The 21,218-nt window shown below is 64.8% G+C and carries 27 protein-coding genes and 1 tRNA gene; 8 read left to right on the top strand and 20 right to left on the bottom strand.

Annotated elements, in window-relative coordinates; genetic code table 11:
- Positions 1 to 114: 114 nt before the first annotated feature.
- Genes EG850_RS00405 through EG850_RS00375 form a run of 7 tightly spaced genes read right to left on the bottom strand, consistent with a single transcriptional unit; the run spans position 115 to position 4,677 of the window.
- On the bottom strand, positions 115 to 540 hold the full coding sequence (locus EG850_RS00405; RefSeq protein WP_124968734.1) for a pilus assembly protein TadG-related protein: 426 nt from the start codon (positions 538 to 540) through the stop codon (positions 115 to 117).
- Entirely contained in the window at positions 540 to 1,031 is a 492-nt protein-coding gene (locus EG850_RS00400; RefSeq protein WP_124968732.1) for a pilus assembly protein, read from the bottom strand. Before EG850_RS00400 ends, EG850_RS00405 begins: the two co-directional genes overlap by 1 nt.
- The gene (locus EG850_RS00395) at positions 1,012 to 1,401 is read right to left on the bottom strand and encodes a TadE/TadG family type IV pilus assembly protein (protein ID WP_235829153.1); all 390 of its coding nucleotides are present in this window, start codon (positions 1,399 to 1,401) and stop codon (positions 1,012 to 1,014) included. Before EG850_RS00395 ends, EG850_RS00400 begins: the two co-directional genes overlap by 20 nt.
- 7 nt (positions 1,402 to 1,408) lie before the next feature.
- On the bottom strand, positions 1,409 to 1,609 hold the full coding sequence (locus tag EG850_RS00390) for a hypothetical protein (protein ID WP_124968728.1): 201 nt from the start codon (positions 1,607 to 1,609) through the stop codon (positions 1,409 to 1,411).
- Between the two features lie 22 nt (positions 1,610 to 1,631).
- Positions 1,632 to 2,570 (bottom strand): type II secretion system F family protein, encoded by a 939-nt coding sequence (locus EG850_RS00385; RefSeq protein ID WP_235829152.1) that lies wholly within the window; start codon positions 2,568 to 2,570, stop codon positions 1,632 to 1,634.
- On the bottom strand, positions 2,567 to 3,433 hold the full coding sequence (locus EG850_RS00380; protein WP_124968724.1) for a type II secretion system F family protein: 867 nt from the start codon (positions 3,431 to 3,433) through the stop codon (positions 2,567 to 2,569). The genes EG850_RS00385 and EG850_RS00380 overlap by 4 nt, the downstream gene beginning before the upstream one ends.
- Complete coding sequence (locus EG850_RS00375) at positions 3,430 to 4,677, bottom strand: CpaF family protein (RefSeq protein ID WP_124968722.1); 1,248 nt, start codon at positions 4,675 to 4,677, stop codon at positions 3,430 to 3,432. Before EG850_RS00375 ends, EG850_RS00380 begins: the two co-directional genes overlap by 4 nt.
- A 107-nt stretch (positions 4,678 to 4,784) precedes the next feature.
- On the opposite strand from EG850_RS00375, the gene EG850_RS00370 reads away from it, so the two are divergent.
- Together EG850_RS00370 and EG850_RS00365 are read left to right on the top strand one after the other, a co-directional pair.
- Positions 4,785 to 5,513, top strand: coding sequence for a VIT1/CCC1 transporter family protein (locus tag EG850_RS00370; RefSeq protein ID WP_124968720.1), 729 nt, complete (start codon positions 4,785 to 4,787; stop codon positions 5,511 to 5,513).
- Positions 5,514 to 5,550: 37 nt separating this feature from the next.
- Positions 5,551 to 5,635, top strand: a tRNA-Leu gene (locus tag EG850_RS00365).
- Between the two features lie 71 nt (positions 5,636 to 5,706).
- Here EG850_RS00365 and rdgB read toward each other — a convergent pair.
- The 3 genes from rdgB to murI are packed head-to-tail and all read right to left on the bottom strand — an operon-like array spanning position 5,707 to position 7,867.
- Positions 5,707 to 6,300, bottom strand: a complete 594-nt coding sequence (gene rdgB / locus EG850_RS00360) for an RdgB/HAM1 family non-canonical purine NTP pyrophosphatase (protein WP_124969158.1) — start codon at positions 6,298 to 6,300, stop codon at positions 5,707 to 5,709.
- Between the two features lie 5 nt (positions 6,301 to 6,305).
- Positions 6,306 to 7,037 (bottom strand): ribonuclease PH, encoded by a 732-nt coding sequence (gene rph / locus EG850_RS00355; RefSeq protein ID WP_124968718.1) that lies wholly within the window; start codon positions 7,035 to 7,037, stop codon positions 6,306 to 6,308.
- Complete coding sequence (gene murI / locus EG850_RS00350) at positions 7,034 to 7,867, bottom strand: glutamate racemase (protein ID WP_124968716.1); 834 nt, start codon at positions 7,865 to 7,867, stop codon at positions 7,034 to 7,036. Before murI ends, rph begins: the two co-directional genes overlap by 4 nt.
- A gap of 49 nt (positions 7,868 to 7,916) precedes the next feature.
- Here murI and EG850_RS00345 point away from each other — a divergent pair, with 49 nt between their 5' ends.
- A complete protein-coding gene (locus tag EG850_RS00345; protein WP_124968714.1) occupies positions 7,917 to 9,251 on the top strand; it encodes a nicotinate phosphoribosyltransferase in 1,335 nt (444 codons plus the stop codon).
- Positions 9,252 to 9,306: 55 nt separating this feature from the next.
- Here the strand turns inward: EG850_RS00345 and EG850_RS00340 are convergent, their stop codons facing one another.
- The 5 genes from EG850_RS00340 to EG850_RS00320 form a co-directional block, all read right to left on the bottom strand.
- A complete protein-coding gene (locus EG850_RS00340) occupies positions 9,307 to 9,807 on the bottom strand; it encodes a PaaI family thioesterase (RefSeq protein ID WP_124968712.1) in 501 nt (166 codons plus the stop codon).
- Positions 9,807 to 10,091 (bottom strand): DUF3039 domain-containing protein, encoded by a 285-nt coding sequence (locus tag EG850_RS00335; protein ID WP_235829151.1) that lies wholly within the window; start codon positions 10,089 to 10,091, stop codon positions 9,807 to 9,809. The genes EG850_RS00340 and EG850_RS00335 overlap by 1 nt, the downstream gene beginning before the upstream one ends.
- 68 nt (positions 10,092 to 10,159) lie before the next feature.
- Positions 10,160 to 11,689, bottom strand: coding sequence for a hypothetical protein (locus EG850_RS00330; RefSeq protein ID WP_148097107.1), 1,530 nt, complete (start codon positions 11,687 to 11,689; stop codon positions 10,160 to 10,162).
- An 8-nt stretch (positions 11,690 to 11,697) separates the two neighbouring features.
- Positions 11,698 to 12,780 (bottom strand): ABC transporter ATP-binding protein, encoded by a 1,083-nt coding sequence (locus EG850_RS00325; RefSeq protein WP_235829150.1) that lies wholly within the window; start codon positions 12,778 to 12,780, stop codon positions 11,698 to 11,700.
- A 49-nt stretch (positions 12,781 to 12,829) separates the two neighbouring features.
- On the bottom strand, positions 12,830 to 13,672 hold the full coding sequence (locus tag EG850_RS00320; protein WP_124968708.1) for a carbon-nitrogen hydrolase family protein: 843 nt from the start codon (positions 13,670 to 13,672) through the stop codon (positions 12,830 to 12,832).
- A 135-nt stretch (positions 13,673 to 13,807) separates the two neighbouring features.
- Between EG850_RS00320 and EG850_RS00315 the strand changes: the two genes are divergently transcribed.
- Positions 13,808 to 14,140, top strand: a complete 333-nt coding sequence (locus EG850_RS00315; protein WP_124968706.1) for a hypothetical protein — start codon at positions 13,808 to 13,810, stop codon at positions 14,138 to 14,140.
- A gap of 80 nt (positions 14,141 to 14,220) precedes the next feature.
- Here the strand turns inward: EG850_RS00315 and EG850_RS00310 are convergent, their stop codons facing one another.
- The 3 genes from EG850_RS00310 to EG850_RS00300 form a co-directional block, all read right to left on the bottom strand.
- Positions 14,221 to 15,012, bottom strand: a complete 792-nt coding sequence (locus EG850_RS00310; RefSeq protein WP_124968704.1) for an ABC transporter ATP-binding protein — start codon at positions 15,010 to 15,012, stop codon at positions 14,221 to 14,223.
- Positions 15,013 to 15,017: 5 nt separating this feature from the next.
- Positions 15,018 to 16,004, bottom strand: coding sequence for an ABC transporter permease (locus EG850_RS00305; protein WP_124968702.1), 987 nt, complete (start codon positions 16,002 to 16,004; stop codon positions 15,018 to 15,020).
- A gap of 79 nt (positions 16,005 to 16,083) precedes the next feature.
- Positions 16,084 to 17,100, bottom strand: coding sequence for an ABC transporter substrate-binding protein (locus EG850_RS00300; protein ID WP_124968700.1), 1,017 nt, complete (start codon positions 17,098 to 17,100; stop codon positions 16,084 to 16,086).
- A gap of 155 nt (positions 17,101 to 17,255) precedes the next feature.
- Between EG850_RS00300 and EG850_RS00295 the strand changes: the two genes are divergently transcribed.
- From EG850_RS00295 to EG850_RS00280, 4 genes are all read left to right on the top strand, one after another.
- Positions 17,256 to 17,735, top strand: a complete 480-nt coding sequence (locus tag EG850_RS00295) for an Lrp/AsnC family transcriptional regulator (protein ID WP_124968698.1) — start codon at positions 17,256 to 17,258, stop codon at positions 17,733 to 17,735.
- A 56-nt stretch (positions 17,736 to 17,791) separates the two neighbouring features.
- Positions 17,792 to 19,075, top strand: coding sequence for an ATP-binding protein (locus EG850_RS00290; RefSeq protein WP_124968696.1), 1,284 nt, complete (start codon positions 17,792 to 17,794; stop codon positions 19,073 to 19,075).
- Between the two features lie 56 nt (positions 19,076 to 19,131).
- Positions 19,132 to 19,986: a hypothetical protein gene (locus EG850_RS00285; RefSeq protein ID WP_124968694.1), complete on the top strand. Its 855-nt coding sequence runs from the start codon at positions 19,132 to 19,134 to the stop codon at positions 19,984 to 19,986.
- A gap of 109 nt (positions 19,987 to 20,095) precedes the next feature.
- Positions 20,096 to 20,608 carry a MarR family winged helix-turn-helix transcriptional regulator gene (locus EG850_RS00280; RefSeq protein ID WP_124968692.1) on the top strand — a complete coding sequence of 171 codons (513 nt, stop codon included), beginning with the start codon at positions 20,096 to 20,098 and terminating at the stop codon, positions 20,606 to 20,608.
- 41 nt (positions 20,609 to 20,649) lie between these two features.
- Here EG850_RS00280 and EG850_RS00275 read toward each other — a convergent pair whose 3' ends face one another.
- Together EG850_RS00275 and EG850_RS00270 are read right to left on the bottom strand one after the other, a co-directional pair.
- Entirely contained in the window at positions 20,650 to 20,946 is a 297-nt protein-coding gene (locus tag EG850_RS00275) for a metal-sensitive transcriptional regulator (protein WP_124968690.1), read from the bottom strand.
- Positions 20,947 to 21,018: 72 nt separating this feature from the next.
- Positions 21,019 to 21,204, bottom strand: coding sequence for a hypothetical protein (locus tag EG850_RS00270; protein WP_124968688.1), 186 nt, complete (start codon positions 21,202 to 21,204; stop codon positions 21,019 to 21,021).
- Between the last annotated feature and the right edge of the window lie 14 nt (positions 21,205 to 21,218).

The raw sequence follows: 21,218 nt of genomic DNA, 5'->3' as shown, positions 1-21,218 counted from the left end.
GCTGCACCCGCGACGCGCCCCGGCCAGGGTGGTCGAGGTGCGGCAAGTGACCCTCTCGTGGCGAACTCCCCCACCCATGGGTGGGCCACTTGACCACGTGAGGGTCACTTGTGGCTATTCCAGGCGGCCGCGGGCCGAGACGTCGACGCTGATGGGCACCGCGAGCGGCACGAAGGCGCTCGTAATCACCGGCGTCCACGTGGCTTCGACGGTGAGGTGGATGCGGTCACCATCGATCGCGATTGCGGTCACCTGCGCGCCCGTCGGCCCGAATTTCGCGAGGTGGTCGTTTGCCGCAATCGCCGCCTGCTCGGTATCGAGCCCGACAAGGGGCTTGCCCTCAACAAGGGTGACCGCCTCGAGTTCGTACCGAGTCACGGCCGCGAGCGCCGCCGCATCCGCCGCCGAGAACAGCTGTTTGCGCGCGAGATAGAGATCGGCCGCTGAGGTGAGCAAGAGCCCAGCCGCGAGTGCAATGAGCGCGTACACGAGGATGAGCGGGGTCACTGACCCCTCGTCGCGGGTGAGTAAGCGGCGCATCACGGCATCGCCTCAAAGCGATCGCGTGGATAGGTGGCGCTTGACTCCACTGGGATCGTGAGCCATTCGGCTGCTCCCGGCACGAACGGCAACGGCACCTCGGTGCGCACGGTCACGGTGAGCGTGTCGCCGGCGACAGCACAGTCGGGATTCGGCGCGCAACGAATTTCGATGCGTGCGGCCGCCGGATCGATCCCGTGGTCGTGCAGTGCAAGCGCGATGTGTTGCTCCGCGAGCGCGGCGGCGTCGTCGCTGCCGGTCACGAGCACCCGAGCTCCGTTGCGCGCGCCGAGGTCGGTCGCGAGCCGCGCCTGTTCCAATTGCAGGAGCGCCACTGTGCCATAGGCGATCGGAATGAGCAGCACCACCCCGAGCCCGAGAAATTCGAGCGAGGCTGAACCGCGCTCCGCTTGAAAGCGCGCGCCGAGCATCCGCGCCGCCGCTCCGAGGCAGCGGGCACCAAACCGGCCGCTACCCCTCCACCGGCGCATGGGCCTGCACCTCGATTCCGTCTGGCAGCCCGAGCAGGCCAATGAGCGGCAGCGGCGCGCGCACGGTAACCGTCACGAGTGCCCCACTCACGACGACCGATACATCGTTCGCGTAGCCGGGTGACAAGGCCGTGGCGATGAGGGCCGTCGTGCGCTCCACGCCATCACTCGGATGAGCACCCTCAAGCCCGGCGGTTCGCGCGCCCTCAGCTGCGGCGTCGATGAGCGTCGTGCGCACGTGCATCCCGAATCCCAGTTGCAACACCGAGAGAAACAGCATCGTCAAGATCGCCGCGACGAGAGTCCACTCGACGGTCGCGGCACCGTCGTCGCGACGAAGCCGAGCAAGCAAATGACGGATGCTGGGCACGGGTCGTTTAGAACTGGCCGGTGACGCGGTCGATGGCGTCTTGGAACACTTCGGCGAGGAGCGGGCCGGCAAGCGTCCAGAGCAGGATCACGAGGCCGGCAGACATTAACGCCACCAAAACCCATCCGGGTACGTCGCCGCGATCTTCGCGACGAATACGGGTGGCGAGCTGATCAATGAAGGCGAGGAATTGCAGGTAGAGCGGCATGGTGAGGGCCTTTCAAGTGGAGTCAGAACGTGGAGGTGAGGACGAAGTAGGAGGGGTAGACGGCGAAGACGACGGTGATCGGCAGCACAACCAAGACCAGCGGGACCATCATTGAGATTTCCTTCCGCCCGGATTGTTCGAGGAGGTCGCGCTTCGCCAGCTCGCGCGCGTCGCGCGCTTGGGCCCGCAGCACGTCAACGAGTGGGGCGCCGCGTTCAATCGCGGTGACGACGTGGTCAAAGGTGCGCTCGAGCGGGATGTGGCCAAGTTCGCGAGCGGTTGACTGCAGGGCGCTCACAAGCGGCTCCCCTGCCCGCACCCGCAGGACGATGCCGCCGAGTTCTGCGGCAAGTTCGCCGCGGCCGAGTTTCGACACCCGTACGAGCGCGTCGAAGATGCCTTCACCTGCGGCGAGCGAGAGCGAGAGGAATTCGAGCACGGTCGGATACTCGCTGGCGATGCGGCGCATCCGCGTCGCTGCCGCCTGGCGCAGCAAGAGATCACGCACGGCCGCTCCCGCGGCCGCGCACATGAGTGGCAGCACCACCGCCGCGAGCACGTTGGCGGCCGAGGTTCGAAGGGCTACCGCGGCGAGCACGATGCCGATCGCGAGTCCCGCGAGCGCCCACGCCGCCTGCTCGGTGCGGAACCGCTCAACCGTATGCGGCGACCCGGCGCGCCGTAGCCGCCTCGCTACGTCGTCGCCACCGCTCACGACGAAGGCGAGAATGCGGCGCGTGAGGTCAACGACCGGCGCGAGGATGAGTCCGAGCGTCGGCATCGGGTCAAGCTTGCGACGATGCATCTGCTCGCGGGCAACGTCAGAGACATCGACCAGGTACGGCGCCACGCGGTCAGCAAGGCGTAGCGGCGCGAGGCGCGGTAGTCGCGAGACGATGGCCCACAGCCCGAGCCCGAGGGCGAGTCCGAGCAGCACGGCAAGACCCAATTGCGCGGTCACGCGAACCACCGCCCATCGTCACGGAAACGACCGATCACGACCATGAGCCGATACGCGAGCACTGAGGCGACAAGCCCGCCGAGAATTACCATCGTGCCGCCCGGTGTGTTGTACGCCGCGGCAGCTTCGGGGCGCGTGGCGAGCAGTAGGAGCACAAGCCAAGGAGCGACAACTCCGAGGCGAGCCGCGTTCATCACCCAGCTCTGTCGGGCTTCAGCTTCGTGACGCACGGCCTGCTCATCCCGCAAGTAACCGCTGAGTGCCCGCAGCACCGAGACGAGTTCGGTGCCACCGACTTCGCGGGCCATGCGGAGCGTTTCGAGCAATCGGTCTGCCGTCGGATCAGCTAGCCGGGACTTCGTCTCGACCACGGCGTGCGCAAATGAGCCCGTCGCTCGATAGTGCCGCCCAAACACCGCGAAGTCATCGCGCAGCGACTCTGGGCCGGTGCGCGAGAGCTGCTCAAGTGCATCCGGCAGCCCGAGCCCTGAGCGCACCGAGGCGATGAGGTGGTCAACGACCTCGGGCCATACTCCTCGATTCGCGCGGCGACGCTGGTTGGCACGCCATGCGAGGAGCGCAAAGGGCAGCCAGCAGCCGATCGCGAGTCCGAGTGCGCCGAGCACCAGGATGCCTGTTGTCAACAACGCCACCGCACCAAGCGAGAGCCCCGAGATTGCGGTGGCGGCGAGAAATGCGGCCACCGGCGTGCGCTCGAGCCCGGCGCGCATGAGCGCGTCGTTGAGTCGCGAGAATGCCGGCCGTGAGGACGCAGTGGCCGTTCGTTCCGCAGGCCGCAGCACTGCCGCAACAATGAGCGCCATACCTGCGCCAGCGAGAAGCCCGAGTGCGATGGCGGTCATTGACCCGCCCAAACTGGGTCCGCAGTGCGTAGCCCTGCGGCCGGGTCAAGCCCGTGCCGCAGGTACTTTTCGGTACGCGGCGGCGGGGCTCCGGTGGCGGCAAGCTCGCCGCCACCGCGATCGAACAGCACACTCGCCTCGATCGTGCCGCCGTGCACCGCGCCGGTCGGGGCAATGATTTCGCGCACGCGTCGGCGACCGCCGGGCGTCATTTCAAGATGCACGACGAGGTCAATGGCCGAAGCGATGGTCGGCACCACGAAGCCAGCGTCAATGTTGCGCCCGGCGAGCAACGGCAACGTCGAGAGCTTCACCAATGCATCCCGAGCAGAGTTCGCGTGAATCGTGCACATGCCGGGCAGCCCCGAATTGAGGGCGATGAGGAGTTCGAGCGCCTCTGCCTCGCGAACTTCGCCGACGACGAGGCGATCGGGCCGCATCCGCAGCGCCTCTTTCACGAGCCGCCGCAGTGTGATCTCACCGGTGCCTTCGAGCGACGACTGACGGCACTGCATCGCGACCACATCGCGGGCAACGAGATCGAGTTCGAACGTCTCTTCTACCGTGACGATGCGCTCCTGCGCCGGCGCCGCACCCAGGAGCGCACCCACCATCGTGGTCTTGCCCGTGTGCGTCGCGCCCGAGACGAGCACGTTCGCGCCGACCCGCACCGCAGTGCGCAAGAACGTCGCCGCCTGTGCGGTCAGCGACTCGCGCCCCACGAGGGCATCGAGATCGCGGATGCGGCGGGCAAACTTGCGAATGTTCACCGCGGGATACTTCCGCGAAATATCCGGGATCACGACGTGTAGGCGCGAGCCGTCTGGCAGGGAGGCATCGACGAATGGCGACGACACATCGAGCCTGCGGCCGGTGGATTGCAGCATTCGATCGACGAGATCGCGCAACTCTTCGGCTGGAATGAGCGTCGGGGTCAGTTCGGCGACGCCATTGCGAGCGATGAACACGCGTGTCGGCGCGTTCACCCAGATCTCTTCGATTTCGGGGTCGTCGAGATAGGGCTGTAGCGCCCCGAACCCGGTGACCCGCGCAAGCACCTCTTCGACCGCGCGAGCTTCATCGACGACGAGCGGCAGGTCGCCCGCGAGCGCCGATTCGGCGTAGGCACGCACCTCTTCGCGCACGAGGACTGTCGCATGCGGCGCACCGGGAGCAAGCTCAATGCCGTCGCGCCGCACGCGCTCGCGCACGCGTTCGGTGATATTGGTCACGGCTGCGGTCACGCGGGCATCATGCACTCCCCCGCGAAACTTCTGCGAAGTTATCCACAACCGCGAAGCGTTGCCTAACCTTCGTGGTGAATCGGCGCATCCAGTGGTCGAATTGGCGCATGACCAATCCCGCGGTAGAACCACTGCATCCTGTCAACGACGTTCATGCGTCGAACCACGGCCAGCGCCTCAACTGGTTGCGTGCCGGCGTACTTGGCGCGAACGACGGCATTGTCTCGACCTCGGCGCTCGTCGTCGGTGTTGCTGCTGCGACTCCTGAGTTTCAACCGCTACTCATTGCCGGTACCGCGGCGCTCCTCGCTGGCGCGCTGTCGATGGGCGTTGGCGAATATGTCTCGGTCTCAACGCAGCGCGACACCGAAAAGGCTCTGATCGCGAAAGAGACGTGGGAGCTCGAGCACATGCCCGAGCAAGAACTCGAGGAGCTCACCCAGCTCTACATGGCGAAGGGCCTGCGCCGAGAAACCGCCGAAGAGGTCGCTCGCGAACTCACGGCGAAAGATGCGCTCGGCGCGCACCTCGAAACCGAACTGCATATGGATGCGGAAGAGCTGACGAACCCCTGGGTCGCCGCGGGTGCGTCCGCGCTCGCGTTCACGGTGGGCGCGATCTTGCCGTTGCTCGCGGTGCTCTTCGTGCCCGGCGCGATGAAGATTCCCGCAACCGCATTCGTCGTGCTCATTGCGCTCGTGATCACTGGCTGGCTCTCGGCGAAGCTGGGCGGAGCCCGTGTCGGCCCCGCGGTCATCCGCGTGGTGCTCGGTGGGATGCTCGCGCTGGCAATCACCTTTGGCATCGGCGCCTGGCTCGGCACCGGCGTCGCGTAGCACGATGCCCGCGAACCGCAGTAGACTGCTGTGGTTCGCGGGCGTGGTGGAATTGGCAGACACGCTGGATTTAGGTTCCAGTGCTTCACGGCGTGGGGGTTCAAGTCCCCCCGCCCGCACCAGACTTTCGGTGGTGGCGTGGTTTCGATACGCGGCTACGCCGCTACTCAACCAACCAAGTTTGTGCTGCGCGCTACTCGACCAACCAGGCTTGCAGATGCGGCGCGAGCGCTTCGAAGGCGCGGCGGCGGTGACTCAGCGCATCCTTCTCGGCCGCATCCAATTCCGCGGCCGCGCGCTCAGAACCTTCGGGCAAAAAGATCGGGTCGTAGCCGAACCCGCCCGCACCGCGACGCTCACGCAGAATCGACCCGGGCCACTCACCGCGCACCGCAACCTCCCGACCATCCGGCATCACAAGCGCCGCCGCGGCGACGAATTTCGCCCCGCGGTGCTCATCGGCCACATCGCTGAGCTGCCAGAGGAGCAGGTCGAGATTGTCCGCATCCGAGCGCTGCGGGCCAGCCCAGCGCGCCGAAAAGATGCCGGGCGACCCGCCAAGCACGTCCACCGCTATCCCCGAGTCGTCGGCGAGTGCCGGCAACCCGGTGCGCTGAGCCGCCGCACGCGCCTTAATCAGCGCGTTTGCCTCGAACGTCACTCCGTTTTCGACCGGCCCGGGGCCGTCATCACCAACGAGCTCGATCTCACCGAGCGTCGGTGCGAGGATGCGTCGCAGCTCCTCAAGCTTGTGCGCATTGCGCGAGGCGAGCACGATCTGCTGCACGGCGCTCACTTCGCGAGCACCTCGCGCTGGATGCGCGCGAGCTCAGCATTACCGGTCACGGCCAGCCCGAGCAGCGCCTGCAACTCAGTCCCATCAAATGGCGCGCCCTCAGCAGTGCCCTGCACCTCAATGAACTTGCCATTGCCGGTCATCACGACGTTCATGTCGGTCTCGGCACGCACGTCTTCTTCGTAGGGCAGATCGAGCACCGCGACACCGTTGACGATGCCGACCGATACCGCCGAAATCGAGTTCTTGAGCACCTCAGCCTTGCGCGCCACATGCTTGTTCGCGCGCGCCCACTCAATCGAATCGGCCAGCGCCACAAACGCGCCGGTAATCGCGGCCGTGCGCGTGCCGCCATCGGCCTGCAACACATCGCAGTCGATCATGATGGTGTTCTCGCCAAGCGCCTGCATATCGATCGCAGCGCGCAACGAACGGCCGATCAGTCGAGAAATCTCGTGCGTGCGCCCGCCGACCTTGCCCTTCACCGACTCGCGCTGCGTGCGCTCATTCGTCGCGCGCGGCAGCATTGCGTACTCGCCGGTCACCCAGCCCTTACCTTGGCCGTTCAGCCAGCGCGGCACTCCCGGCGTGAATGAGGCGGTGCACAGCACCTTCGTCGCCCCAAACGAAATGAGCGCCGAGCCCTCAGCCTGCGCGCTCCAGCCTCGCTCGATCGTGATCGGACGCAGTTCATCAACGGCTCGGCCATCGGCACGGGTAAAGGTCATTGCGGGCTCCTCATCGTGGGCAGGTCGATTGCGCCGGTGCGCAACAGCTCAACGTGGCGCACATCGGCGCCAAGAAAACGATTCGCGAGGGTCTTGAACGCCTCGGTATTCGCCCCAGTAGCCCGATAACTGTATGTCGGCTCGGTTTCGCCGCCGCTGAGTAGATCTCGATCGAGCAGCGTGCGATACACATCCTGGGCGGTTTCGACATCGCTCGACACGAGCCGTACCTCGGGGCCGAGCACATATCCGAGCACACCCTTGAGGAACGGATAGTGCGTGCAACCGAGCACCACGGTGTCGACACCGTCTTCTTGCAGCGGCGCCAGGTACTCGCGCGCCAGGGCGACGAGCGCTGGGCTCGTCGTATCTCCGCGCTCGACGTGATCGACAAATGCGGGGCACGCCTGCGCGGTGAGATGCAGATCGATCGCGGCGGCGAACGCATCCTGGTAGGCCCCCGAGCCGATCGTGGCTTCGGTACCAATTACGCCAACGCGCTGGTTTCGCGTCGACCGCATGGCCGCGCGCACCGCCGGTGCGATGACCTCGATCACCGGCACGTCATACCGTTCGCGGGCATCGCGCAACACTGCCGCTGAGGCGGTGTTGCAGGCGATGACGAGCATCTTCACGCCCTCGCTCACGAGCTCGTCAAGAATCTCGAGCGACCAGCGACGAACATCGGCGATGGGCTTCGATCCGTATGGCGTGTGGAGTGTGTCACCGACATAGCTGATCGACTCGTGCGGCAGTTGCGCACGCACTTCGCGGGCGACAGTGAGACCACCGACCCCCGAGTCGAAAATGCCAATTGGTGCGTTTCTCACAACCGAGCATCCTACTCCGCACCAATCTTCACCGGTTTAGTCTTGACACATGACGCCGTATCTTTCAACCGCGCTGTTGACCGATCACTACGAACTCACCATGGTCGATGCGGCCATGCAAGATGGCACCGCCGATCGCGAGTGCGTCTTCGAACTGTTCGCCCGTCGGCTGCCAAACGACCGCCGCTACGGGGTGGTCGCCGGTATCGGTCGGGCGCTGGAATTGCTCGCGCGCTTTCAATTCGAGGATGCAGAGCTCGAGTTTCTGCGCGAGAACCGTGTCGTCTCGGATGCGACGCTCGAGTGGCTCGCGAACTACAAGTTCTCGGGCACGATTCGTGGCTACCGCGAGGGCGAGGTGTACTTCCCGCAGTCGCCGCTGCTTGAGGTGCGCTCGATCTTCGCCGAGGGCGTGATCCTCGAGACAATGCTGCTCAGCGTCTTCAACTACGACTCGGCCGTTGCCTCCGCAGCTGCCCGCATGGTCTCGGCCGCCGATGGCCGCCCGCTGGCCGAGATGGGCTCGCGCCGCACCGGTGAGCGCAGCGCCGTGAGCGCGGCTCGTGCCGCGTTTATCGCTGGCTTCTCGGCCACCTCGAACCTCGAGGCGGGCCGCAGTTGGGGCGTGCCGACCATGGGCACCGCTGCCCACTCGTGGACGCTCCTTCATGACAACGAGCGCGACGCCTTCGCGGCGCAGGTCGCCGCGCTCGGTGTTGACACCACCCTGCTTGTCGACACCTACGATGTGCCGAACGCGATCCGCACGGCCATTGAAGTCGCCGGCACCGAGCTCGGTGGCGTGCGCCTCGACTCCGGTGACCTGCCGGTGCTCGTGCGCGAGGTGCGCGAACAGCTCGACGACCTCGGTGCCACGAACACGAAGATCACCGTCACGAACGACCTCGACGAGTACGCGATTGCGTCGCTCGCGGCATCGCCGGTGGATGCATTTGGTGTCGGCACGAGCGTCGTCACCGGTTCCGGCGCGGTCGCCTCTGGCATGGTCTACAAGCTCGTTGCCCGCCGCGAGGGTGACGGCGACTGGGTGCCGGTCGCAAAGGCTTCCCCCGGCAAGCGCTCGGTGGGCGGCCTCAAGTACCCGGTGCGTCGACGCGACGAGCGCGGCGTCGCCACGGGCGAGCTCATCTCGGTGGGTGGCCTGCCCGTCGGCGATGACGACGACCGACCGCTCTACGTCGATTACGTGGTCGACGGCGTCATCGACGAGCAGTACACGGGTGCCGCCGGCGTGCGCGCTGCCCGTGCCCACTGCGCGGAGGCGATGGCTGAACTCCCCCGCACGGCTCGCCGACTGGGGAAGGGTGAGCCGGCGCTGTCGACCTATTACATCCACGACGACGGGTCGATGGAGCTCGCCTAGCCGCTGGTTGGGCACGGCAAGGCCGTACAACCAGCGACTCGCCGGGTGTCCAGCGCTAGGCGTCGCGGGTGCCCACGTCGGGCACACCATTGGCACCGACTCCGCCGATAACGGCCGAGGCGTTTTCGGTCGTCGCGACCTTCTTTGACACGACCCCGTGCATCGATTGGTGCACCACGGTTGAGCCGTCCTCGTCGAAGACATCGACATTGCAGATGACATAGCGGCCATAGCGGTGATGCACTCGCGCCTCAGCTTCGAGATAGGCGCCACAAGCCGGAGCCGTGTAGGTCGTCGAGGCGTGGTGCGTCACCATCGGCGCACCGGCCGCGGTGCCACTGAACGCGAACGCCGTGTCGCCAAGCAGATACGGGAAGCCGCCGTGCACGATGCCGAAACCATTGCGCATCTCGTCGCGGATCGGCATGCGCGCTCGCACGTGGTGCTCATCCACCTCGATGAATTCAATGCCAAGCCACTGCACGGTGATGTCGTGTGCGACCTGGTGATCAACTCGCTCGCGTGGCGTGAGGCCGTCGTTGTTGCCGTCGCCCATCACTTCATCTGCTCGTAGATGCGCTTGCAATCGGGGCAGATCGGGAACCGATCGGGGTTCGCATTCGGAAGCCACTTCTTGCCGCAGAGCGCGCGCACCGGCTTGCCGGTCACCGCAGATTCAACGATCTTCTCTTTGCGCACGTAGTGGGCGAACTTATCGTGATCGCCGTCGTCGGTGCGCTCATCTTCGAGCAGTTCTTCGAGCTGACGATCGAGCACATCGGTACCGCCCGCCGGTGAATCGCTACCCGGATCCATGGTGTGGTTACGGAAAGGAGCCATGGCGAACAGTCTAGGACGGTCGCCCGTGCTTCGAGGGCCTCAGCACACGCGAGCTTCGAGGGCCTAGCTCAGTTCATCTGAGCGAACTGCATAATCCGCGTGCCACGACGCTCGAACACCCGTCCACCAATGGCGACGCCGATCGCGAAGACGGCAACGCCCAGTGCGACGGCGGCCGCGAAGGCGCCCCAGAGGAGGTTCGTCGAGCCTTCGCGCAGGGCCGTAACGGCAAGCCAAATCACCGGGATGCACAGCGCAATCTCAATGAGTCCGGCCACCGGATGCGCGACCACTGCCCCGCCCCACGAGCGCACCGGCTGCGTAAACGGCGACTCGTCGGGCTGCGCGACGGGATACGGCGCGAGCACCGACATGAGCGACGACCCACCCGCCGAAACCCAGAGCAACGCCAATGCGACCGATCCGGCCGCAAGCGCATACTTCCAGTCTGCGGCAAACACCGCAGTCATGAGGCCGCCGAGCACAATCACGATCGTGCCCAAGATGAGGGTCGGAAGTGCGCGACCCAAACGATCGGATGCTCCGCGCATCCCCGAGGTGACATGTAGCCACACGGCCGTCGAGTCATAGGCGAGGTCGTTGTGCAGCGACCAGCCGAGCATGAACCCGAACAGCGGCATCGGCAGCAGCACGAGCCACTCCCGCGGCACACCGCCAATCGCCAACGGCACGAGCAAAATCAGCGGCAGGAGGAAGACGGTAACGAGAATCACCGCATAACGGCCATCGCGCAGCCAAGCCGCAGCAATGCGCCAGGCGATCATGCGCACGGGCGACCCGAGCGCAGTGCGCTGAATTCCAAGGCGGCTCACGCCACCCGGCGAGAAATATCGCATGGCGCGACGCCCGGTCCGCGCGCCATTCACCATCGCAATCACGGCCGCGAGCAGCGCACCGGCGAGCCCAATCGCCACAGACCGCCACGGCGACCCAGCAAACTCCGCGAGCACGCCGGCCGCAGGAGGAATCGAGTGCAGCGCGGCCGCGACCGGTGCATCCAGGTCAGCGAGCACGGTCTGCCATGGCAAGAATGCGAGTGTGAAGGCCGTCGGCGGAATCAGCAACAGGACTGCATAGCCGAGCACCGCACGCACCTCGCGGCCAATGCGTCGCTCGGCGAGGGCGCGCCCAATCGAAGTGCCAATCCGGTCGACACTCATGAGTGTGAGCGCGATGGCGAGCCCACCGAGGAGTCCCACCGCATCTGGCCGTAGCACGACCGCCATAGCGAGGCCAGTGAGCCACCACACGAGTGCCCGCGGTGACAACAACGCCGCGCCGAACGCACCGACTGCGGCCTGACTGGGACGCTGTCCGGCGAGCGCAAGCGCGCGCTCGTCGAGCGGGTCGGCAGCGTGACCGAGATCACCGATGAGTGCCGCAAGCAACACGGCCACAATCGCCGCGCCACCGAGCAGCACCTGCGCGGTCGGCGTGCCATCGCGGGTCACGGTTGCGACGGCGATGAGTCCAACACCGACGAGGATGCTCGCAACCAGTGCGAACAGCGACGCGCGGCGCACCTGCGACTCGCGTCGAAAACTTTGGCCAAATGAACGCCAGATGAGTCCGAGCATGCCGCCGCTCATCCGAATGAAATCTCGAGCCAGTCGAGTCCCTCGGGCTGTGCCGGGCCACGAACAATGTGCCGGAACCGCTCTTCCAGGGTGATGTCACCACGCACCTCATCGACCGTGCCTTCGGCGATGACCGAGCCCTTGACGATGACGGCGACGTGGTCACACATGCGCTGCACGAGATCCATTGAGTGGCTCGAGAGCACGACCGTGCCGCCCTTATCGGCGTAATCGATGAGCACATCAATGAGCACACCCGCCGACACCGGGTCGATAGTTTCGAACGGCTCATCAAGGATGAGCACCTCGGGCGAGTGGATCATCGTCGACGCCAGCGCGAGCTTCTTCCGCATACCTGCCGAGTAGTCGACCACAAGGCGGTTGGCGCTGCCGCGCAGTTCAAAGGTGTCGAGCAGTGATTCGGTGCGGTGCTCGACCTGGTGCTTGTCAAGGCCGCGCAACGTGCCGACATAGCCAAGGTATTGCGCGCCGGTGAGCTGGTCGAACATGCGCAGCCGGTCTGGCAGCGTGCCGATGCGGCGATAGGCGTCACGGGGATTGCGCCAGACGTCGACATTGCCGACATGCACGGTGCCGCTCGTGGGCTTGAGTAGGCCCGCAATCATCATCAGCGTCGTGGTCTTGCCCGCGCCGTTCGGCCCGACAATGCCCGAGAACGAGCCCTGACGCACGGTGTACGACACGTGGTCGACGGCGCGGTGGCTGCCGAACTTCTTGGTGAGTCCCTCGAGACGAAGCGCAACATCACCGAGATCGCGGTCGCCCGCCTCGGTCTGACGCGCCACCGGGGTCATCGTCGACAAACCCTCGGCGGTCTTTTGGCCGAGGCCAAGGTCACGCGGCGCCGCGGTCGGATTCGCCTCGTCGGCAGGGTTCGCTTCGTCGGCAGGGTTCGCTTCGACGGTCAATTCCGCATCATCGCGGGGCGGCAAGTCGGTCGCGGTGATCGCATCCATCACGGGCAGGTGCTCCTTCGCTGGGGCACCGCCCTCAGCGGTTGGCTCGACGTCGGGGGCCGCGTCGGTGTTCGTCACCGGCTGCTCCTCGGGTGATACGGGGTTTTCAGACACCCAACCCACGGTAGCAAGACCCACCGACACTCGGCGTCACCCCAGAGCATCAATCCAGCACGCTCACGCCGTACTTTCGCAAGCCAAGTGCGGGATTCTCAGTGCGCGCGGCCGTGACCGTGCCGGCATCGAGCCAGGCGATGGCGATTCCTTCGGCCGAACCGATGGCGGCAATGTCGATGCCACGCGGGTCAACAATCGCGGAACGGCCCACGGCAACTGGCGGCGATTGGTCGGCACCGATCACGTAAGCAATGTTTTCGATCGCTCGCGCCCGCAGAAGTGTCGACCAGTGGTGCTCCTTGAGCGGTCCACGCACCCATTCCGCCGGCACGACGAGTGCGTGCGCGCCCGCGTCAATGAGTCGCCGACTTACCTCGGGAAACCGCAGGTCGTAACAGGTCTGCAGACCGAAACGCATCCCCTCGACCTCGAACACCGCCGGTGCAGCGTCGGCAGCCCCCGGTGCGAGCCACTCGCTTTCGCCAGTGCCGAACGCGTCGTAGAGGTGAGTCTTGCGCGAGTGTGCAACGACACCCTGCGGCCCGACGGCCACGAGACTGTTCCACGGCTTCGCATCCTCGTCTGCATCTTCGCTACTGCTCGCGGATGCATCACTCGCGCACTCGAGGAACCCAGCGACGATCGTCACACCGGTGCGCTCGGCGATCTCGGTGAGTCCGCGCACGAAGGGACCATCGAGCGGCTCCGCGACTTCGCGCATCCACTCCCCTGGCTCTTTCTCGAAGGCCGAGGAGTACTCGGGCGCAACCACAAGCCGCGCCCCACGCGAAACCGCCACCTCCACCTCAGCAGCGAGCCGTTCAAGGTTGGCGTCGCGGTCAAGCACGGGGGCAAATTGCAGAATGGCGGTTCCGAGTGGCGTAAACATCCGATCAGCCTACGTGTGCCCTTCGGCAACTCTCCCAAATCTTGGTCTGCTACACCTTGTTGCCGTTCAACTTCGCGCGGTAGCGTCGTTGTGTCTGCGTCGCACGAGGCGTCGCCGCACGAAAGGGAGCTCCCCATGCCGAAGTTCGCCGCGATGCTGCGCTACGAGGTCATTTCTGGCCTCATCATCGAGGCCGAGTCGGCCGAGGAAGCCGACCGCATCGCCTCTGAGTTCGAAGAGCAGCTTCACGACGCTGCCAGCGATGCCGAGGGCATCACCGTCGAAGCCCGCATCTGGGGCAACGGCACCGTCGAGATCGAAGAAGCCGAAGATGAAGAGGCTGCCGCTGACCTCCTCGACGACTGGCTCGACGACATCGACTTCGATGAAGACGACGAAGACGAAGACTTCGATGAAGACGATGAAGATGAGGACGAAGACGACGAGGACGAGGACGAGTCCAAGTAGTACTTAGCTCCGCACAAACGGGCGGGCCCGCATCCATTACCAGGATGCGGGCCCGCCCGTTTGTGCCGTGACCGTGCCGACTACGAGAGCATCGTCTTGTCGTCGACGACCGCGCCCTTGATCGCCGCGAAGCGCGCGAGCAGTTCGTCAACGGTCGTGTTGGCCTTGGCGTCGCCAGCCACCTCATAGATGATGCGACCCTCGTGCATCATGATGAGACGGTTGCCGAGGTCGATCGCCTGGTGCATGTTGTGAGTCACCATGAGGGTGGTGAGCTTTTCGGAGTCGACGATGCGACGCGTCAGCTCGGTGACATGCGCCGCTCGGGTCGGGTCAAGCGCCGCGGTGTGCTCGTCGAGGAGCAAGATCGCGGGCTTGGTGAATCCGGCCATGAGAAGCGACAGCGCCTGGCGCTGACCACCCGAGAGGAGGCCGACCTTCGACGTCATGCGCTTTTCGAGACCGAGGTCGAGCGATTGCAGCTCTTCGCGGAAGAGCTCACGACGGGCCGGGGTGATACCGAGGCCGAGGCCGCGCGACTGTCCGCGGCGAAGCGCGAGCGCGAGGTTTTGCTCGATCGAGAGATCGGGGGCAGTACCGGCCATCGGGTCTTGGAACACGCGACCGATGTACTTCGCCCGGCGGTAGTCGGGCATCCGGCGCACCGACTTGCCGTTGATCAGGATGTCGCCGGTGTCGATCGGCATCTTGCCCGACACCGCGTTGAGCAACGTTGACTTGCCGGCACCGTTCGAACCGATCACGGTGACAAAGTCACCATCGGCGAGGTTGAGGTCGACGCCCATGAGCGCCCGCTTTTCGTTGACGGTCTTCGGGAAGAACGTCTTCTTGATGTCTTGCACTTGCAGCATGACGGCTAGTCCTTTCCACCCTGAGTCGTCGCAGCGGAAGTCGAAGCTTCAGCTTGAATCGGCACCGCGGTGACGTCTGTGACCACTGGAACTTCCGCCTTGTTGGCGCGACCAAAGCCGAGGCACTTGGCGATGCCGAAGCGTGGCAGCAGTAGCGCCACGATGACGATGACCGCGGTGATGAGCTTCATGTCGTTCGGGTTGAGGCCGACCGAGAGTGCCCAGAAAATGATGAGGCGGTAGAGGATCGCACCGACGATGACGCCGATGGTGGCAAGCCACACCCAGCGGTTGCCGAAGAACGCCTGACCGATGATCACCGAGGCAAGGCCGATGAGGATAAGACCAATACCCATGGTCACGTCGGCGAAGCCCGAGTACTGCGCAACGAGCGCACCACCCACAGCGACGAGGCCGTTCGATAGGGCAAGGCCGAGGATCTTCTTGCCGTCGGTGTTCACGCCGAACGAGCGGATCATCTGCTCGTTGTTACCGGTTGCCTGGATCGACAGACCCAGGTCGGTGGCGAGGAACCAGTCGATGACGAGCTTGAGCACAATGACACCGACCAGCAGGAGGCCGACGCTCGCCATCGAGCCCATCATGCCGTTGTCGCGCAGAAAAGTGAACACGGTCGGCTGACCGCGCAGACCGAGGTTGGCGACGCCTTCGCTGCCATTGGCGATACCCATGATGCGCAGGTTGATTGACCAGAGGGCAATCATGGTGAGGATGCCCGCGAGCAGACCGTCGATACGGCCCTTGGTGTGCAGGAGGCCGGTGATGGCACCGGCGGCAAGGCCAGCCACGAAGGCAGCAAGCGTCGCGATGACGGGGTTCCAGCCGGTGATGATCATCATGGCCGCGACAGCGCCACCGGTGGTGAAGCTTCCATCGACGGTGAGGTCGGGGAAGTTGAGCACACGGAACGTGAGGTACACACCGAGCGCAACGATGGCATAGATGATGCCGAGCTCAAGAGCTCCGATCATGAAATTTCCTTTCTACTCACACGTTCGCGGCCGTGACCCGCGGTGGGCCACGGCCGCGAACTGAGAGAAATCCGGTCGGTTACTCGATGACCTTCGCGGCGCGGTCAAGCAGCGCCTGGGGGATCTCGAGACCAATGGCGGCAGCAGCCGTCTTGTTGATCACGAGGTCAAAGTCGGTCTGCGCCTCAACGGCCATGGTGGCCGGCTCGGCCTCACCCTTGAGGATCTTCACGGCCATCTCGCCGGTCTGGTAGCCAAGCTTCTCGTAGTCGAGACCGTAGGTGGCGATGGCACCGGCCTCTTCAACCGGAGCGGTGTCACCCGAGAACACCGGCACCTTGTTGGTGTCGCTGTACTGCATGACCGAGTCAATACCGGCCACAACGAGGTTGTCGGTCGGCACGTAGATCGCGTCGATGTCGCCGAGCGACTCCAGCGCGGTCGGAATGTCGTTGGTGGTCGAGACCGTCGCGGTCTTGAGCGTCATGCCGTTCTCGGTCGCGGCAGCCTGGGCGATGTCGACCTGGATCTGCGAGTTCACTTCACCCGAGGCATAGATGACACCCACCGTGGCGGCCTCCGGGTTGACCTCCTTGATGAGGGCAATCTGGTCGGCGACCGGGTTCATGTCGGTGGTGCCGGTGACGTTGCCGCCGGGAGCTTCGTTCGAGTCAACGAGAGCTGCCGAAACCGGGTCAGTGACCGCGGTGAACAGCACCGGACGGTCGGTGATTGCGGTAGCCGCAGCCTGCGCCGACGGGGTGGCGACCGCGAGCACGAGGTCGATGCTCGAGTCGGCAGCGAATGCCTGCGCGATGGTCACGGTCGTGCCCTGCTCGGCGTTGGCGTTCTGCAGGTCGTATTCGACGTTGAGGCCAGCGTCGGCAAGCGCCTGCTGGAAGCCAGCGGTCGCCGCGTCGAGCGCGCCGTGCTGCACGAACTGCGAGATACCAACCTTGAAGGTCTCGCCACCGGCTTCGGTGCCGGTCGTTGCACCGTCGGTCGTGGCAGGCGTGCCGCCACCGGCGCATCCTGCGAGGGTCAGGGCTGCCACGGCCGCTACGGCCAAGCCACCAAAGAATTTGCGCTTGCGCATCGTGAGACTCCTTCGTCTGCGAATAGCTGGTTTGAAGAAAATGAACACCAGTGATCAACTTCCCAGTGCCAAGAAACCTAGCAGGTCGTTCGCTATTTTGGCGACACTCATGTACATTTTGTCAATAACTTTTCGACATCGAGGTGCAATGAAGCATGGATAGACTCGATTTCCGCATCGTTGAGCTCTTCTCAAACGACCCGGGCACAAGCGTGCTGCAGGCTGCGCGCGAACTTGGCATCGCGCGCCCCACTGTGCAAGCACGCCTGACCCGCATGCGCGAGGCCGGCATCCTCGTTGACATCTTGCCGAAGCTCGAGGCCGAGCCCATGGGCTACCCCGTGCGCGCAATCACGACCCTGCAGATCGATCAGCGCATCGGCACTGAGCAGCTACACGAGCAATTGCTTTCGATTCCCGAAGTCATTGATTGCGCGACGATCGCCGGCCAGTGGGATGTCATGTTGCGCATCGTGGCGCGCTCAAACGCCGATCTCCAGCGCGTGATTGAGCGCATCGCCCGACTCGAATCGGTCTCGCGCACCTCGACGTCAATCGTGTTGCAAGACCTCGCCCGCAACCGACACCTCCCCCTCATGGATGCGGCGACTGCCGACCTCGACGACGAGGCCTAGGCTGGATGCACTGAACCACACTTGCGCCAAGTGGCGCACCGAGGGGAGCTCCTTCAATGACGAACTGGCGCATCCGCGACCTGCAGTCAACCGATCTCGACGGCCTGCTACGCCTCTGGGAGGAGTACCGCGCCAACGGCACTGAGCCGGTATATGCGCTCAGCGAAGTGCTTGCCTCTACCCGTAAAGACGTCGCCGTCGCCGCCGTCGCCGGTGATGAAGTGGTTGGGGTCACGGTTGCCCGCGCCGCCCATGACCAGGGCTGGGTCGTCTTTTTCGCTGTTGCCGAGGCGTGGCAGCGCCAGGGCATTGGCCGGGCCATGCTCGCCGCCGTCGAACAGCGCCTCGCGCCCCTCGGCATCCAGCGGCTGTCGATTCTCGTGCCCGACGAGCAGACCCAGGTGGGCGCGCTCACGAAGGCCGGATTCGCCGACAAGCGTCACCTGCGATTCTTCGAGCGCGATGTGCCCATTCGCCAAGAAGAAATCATGTTGCTCCGCGAACTCGGCGGCCGCATGCTCAATCGCGATCGCTGGCACAACATCGGTGGCATGCAGCGCGAGAAGCAGGTGCTCGAGCAGCGGCTCGTGTTGCCCCTTGCTGACCCCGATCTCGCGGAGCGCTTTGGCGTGGTGCCACCGCGCGCAATCGTACTCTTTGGCCCACCCGGAACCGGCAAGACGACCTTCGCGAAGGGCATTGCCTCGCGCCTGGAGTGGCCGTTCATTGAGGTGTTCCCCTCGCGACTCGCGGCCTCTCCGAAGGGACTCGCGGGCGAATTGCGCGAGACCTTCGAGCGCATCGAGGGCCTCGACCACGCCGTCGTGTTCATCGACGAGGTCGAAGAAATTGCAGTGAAGCGCGGTGGGGAGCCACCGTCGCCGATGCAGGGCGTGACGAACGAACTCCTCAAGCTCATCCCAACTTTCCGCGAGAAGCCCGGGCGCCTACTCATCTGCGCGACGAACTTCATCCGCGCCCTCGACCCGGCGTTCTTGCGTCACGGTCGCTTTGACTACGTGATTCCGATCGGCCTGCCGGATGCGGATGCTCGGCTCGCAATTTGGCAGGGCTTTGTCTCGCCACAGGCCGCTGAGGGGCTCGATTTCGAGGCACTGGTCACCGCGACCGACGGCTTCTCCCCCGCCGATATTGAGTTTGCTGCGCGCAAGGCGTCGCAGGTTGCGCTGGAACGCGCAGTCGCCGAAAACGGCGGCACTGTTGCCGGCGGCCCGACGCTCGACGATTTCCTCACGGCAGTCGGAGCCACGCGCACCACTGTCTCGGCAGATGTCGCGGCAGAATTTGAGGAAGACATCGATACCATCGCCCGACTCTGATGTTGCGATACGCAGTGCGGTCAGCCGCGCTGTCGCGATATACCCCGGGGGATGCGATGAACACCACCACGACCCGTAACGACTCACTGCTCGTGCGCCAGCTTGATCGCGCGCTCACCGCGCAGCGGCCAACAGCCATTGCGTTCGTGCGCCGATTGCGCCGCCAAGCCCCAAACGCCACGCCCGAAGAGCTGCTCATCGTGGCGGAGCGCTGGTATCGGCGCACCGCCATGTCAACCGGTGGCGGTGTCGGCGCCGCCTCGGTAATTCCCGGAGTTGGTACGGCAGCCGGTGTTGCCATTGCCAGCGTTGAGGTGCTCGGCTTCCTCGAACTCACAGCGCTCTATGCCCTGGTCGTCGCCGAGATACACGACGACGGCACGAATGACCCCGAACGCGCCCGCACGCTCGTGATGGCGATCATGCTCGGCGACCACGGCAAGAAGCTCATTCAAGACTTCGTACTGCGTCGCGGGGCCGGTGGCCTGATTGGCACGGCGTTTTGGGGCGAGCTCGTCACTCAGGCACTGCCCGAGATTTTTGTCGGCGAGCTTGGTCGACGAGTGCGCGATGTGTTCGTACGCCGCTACGCCTCAAAGCAGATCGGTGGCGTGGTCGGCAAGGTGCTGCCGTTCGGCGTGGGCGCGGCCATCGGCGCGCTTGGGAATCGCACGCTCGCGAACGAGGTCATTCGCACGGCCGCCGGAGCATTTGGCCCCGCACCTCACGACTTCGGTGGCGAAGTGAGCAATGCCGCGCTTGCCCGCGCCGATGCAGAGGCCGACGACCAGGCCATTTCGCGCGCACTTGCGCGCGCCGAGAAGGAGCAACAGCAGCTGCTTCGCAAACAGCACAAGCGCGAGCAGAAGGCCATCAAGGGCGGTCGCCGCCGCCACAGGCGCGACGGGTAGCGCCGCACTTCGAGAACCTCAGTGCTCGTACCCGCCCTCGAAGCACCCGTACTGAGGCCCTCTAAGCGCGTTAGTTGTATGTGCAAGTAAATTCTGCAACAATTGCCACATGAGCGCAGAACCCGAGTCGACCCGCTGGCTTTCCAATCACGAACGCCGCGCCTGGATGCGCTTGGCGGCCGTGCTCGAGCTCCTACCCGCAACACTCGATGCCCAGGTTCGCCATGACTCAGAACTCACTCACGTCGAGTACTACTCGCTGGCCTTCCTGTCAGACCAGCCCGGCAACCGCATCCAAATGAGCGAACTTGCCGCCCGCACGAACTCGACGCTCCCCCGGCTCTCGCGCGTGATCACCGCGCTTGAGCGCGCCGGACTCGTTGAGCGACTGCCCAATGAGTCGGATGCGCGGGCGACCGATGTCTGCCTCACGAAGGCCGGCCGTGCCAAGATCGTCGAGGCTGCACCGGGTCACGTATCGAAGGTGCGCGAAGTGATCTTCGACCCTTTGCGCCCCGATGACGTTGACGAACTCATCCGGATTCTCGACGCCTGGCTCGATGTGCTCGACCCAGACCAGCGGATGCACCGCGACCCCGAAGACCTCCCCGCCGGCGACTGAGCCAACAACACCGTGCGCTGAGGCCCTCGAAGCGTCGAACCCTAAGCCAGCGACAAGAAGAGCTTTTCAAGCTCTTCCGGCGAGAGCTCGGCATCGCCAGTTTCGTCGGCAAGGCATTCCCGCATCGACGTCGCAATGATCGCAAACCCAGCGCGATCGAGCGCCTTCGACACCGCCGAAAGCTGCGTCACCACATCGCGGCAGCTATCGCCACGTTCGACGGCATTGATGACCGCGTTAAGCTGACCGTGCGCACGACGCAGGCGATTGAGGATGCGCTTCTGAGCTGCCTCTGCTTCGGCCTTCGCTTCCGCATCCAGGTTCTCCGTGTTGATCATGCCAACGCTCCTTTCTGCTGCGGTTGCCCATAGCGACCGCGCAATCCTATCGACTTATTAATCCGTACTGGACTATCGACCGAACAGGCGACTAAAGAAGCCACCTTCACTGTTCGAGCTCGCGGCAATTTCGGCATCCGTGTGCTTGCCATTGCACCATTGCCCGGCGGGCACGCTCGCCTTGACCGCAGCAACGTGCTGGCCACAGCCCGCCCAGGTCGTCTTATTGCACACCTTGCAATTGATCGGTCGACACATCAGAAACTCCCATT

Origin of the sequence: Gulosibacter macacae, from assembly GCF_003865375.1 — a bacterium.
Taxonomy (GTDB): domain Bacteria; phylum Actinomycetota; class Actinomycetes; order Actinomycetales; family Microbacteriaceae; genus Gulosibacter; species Gulosibacter macacae.
Note: the sequence above shows the minus strand (reverse complement) of the source record. Positions and strands in the feature narration are given on the sequence as shown.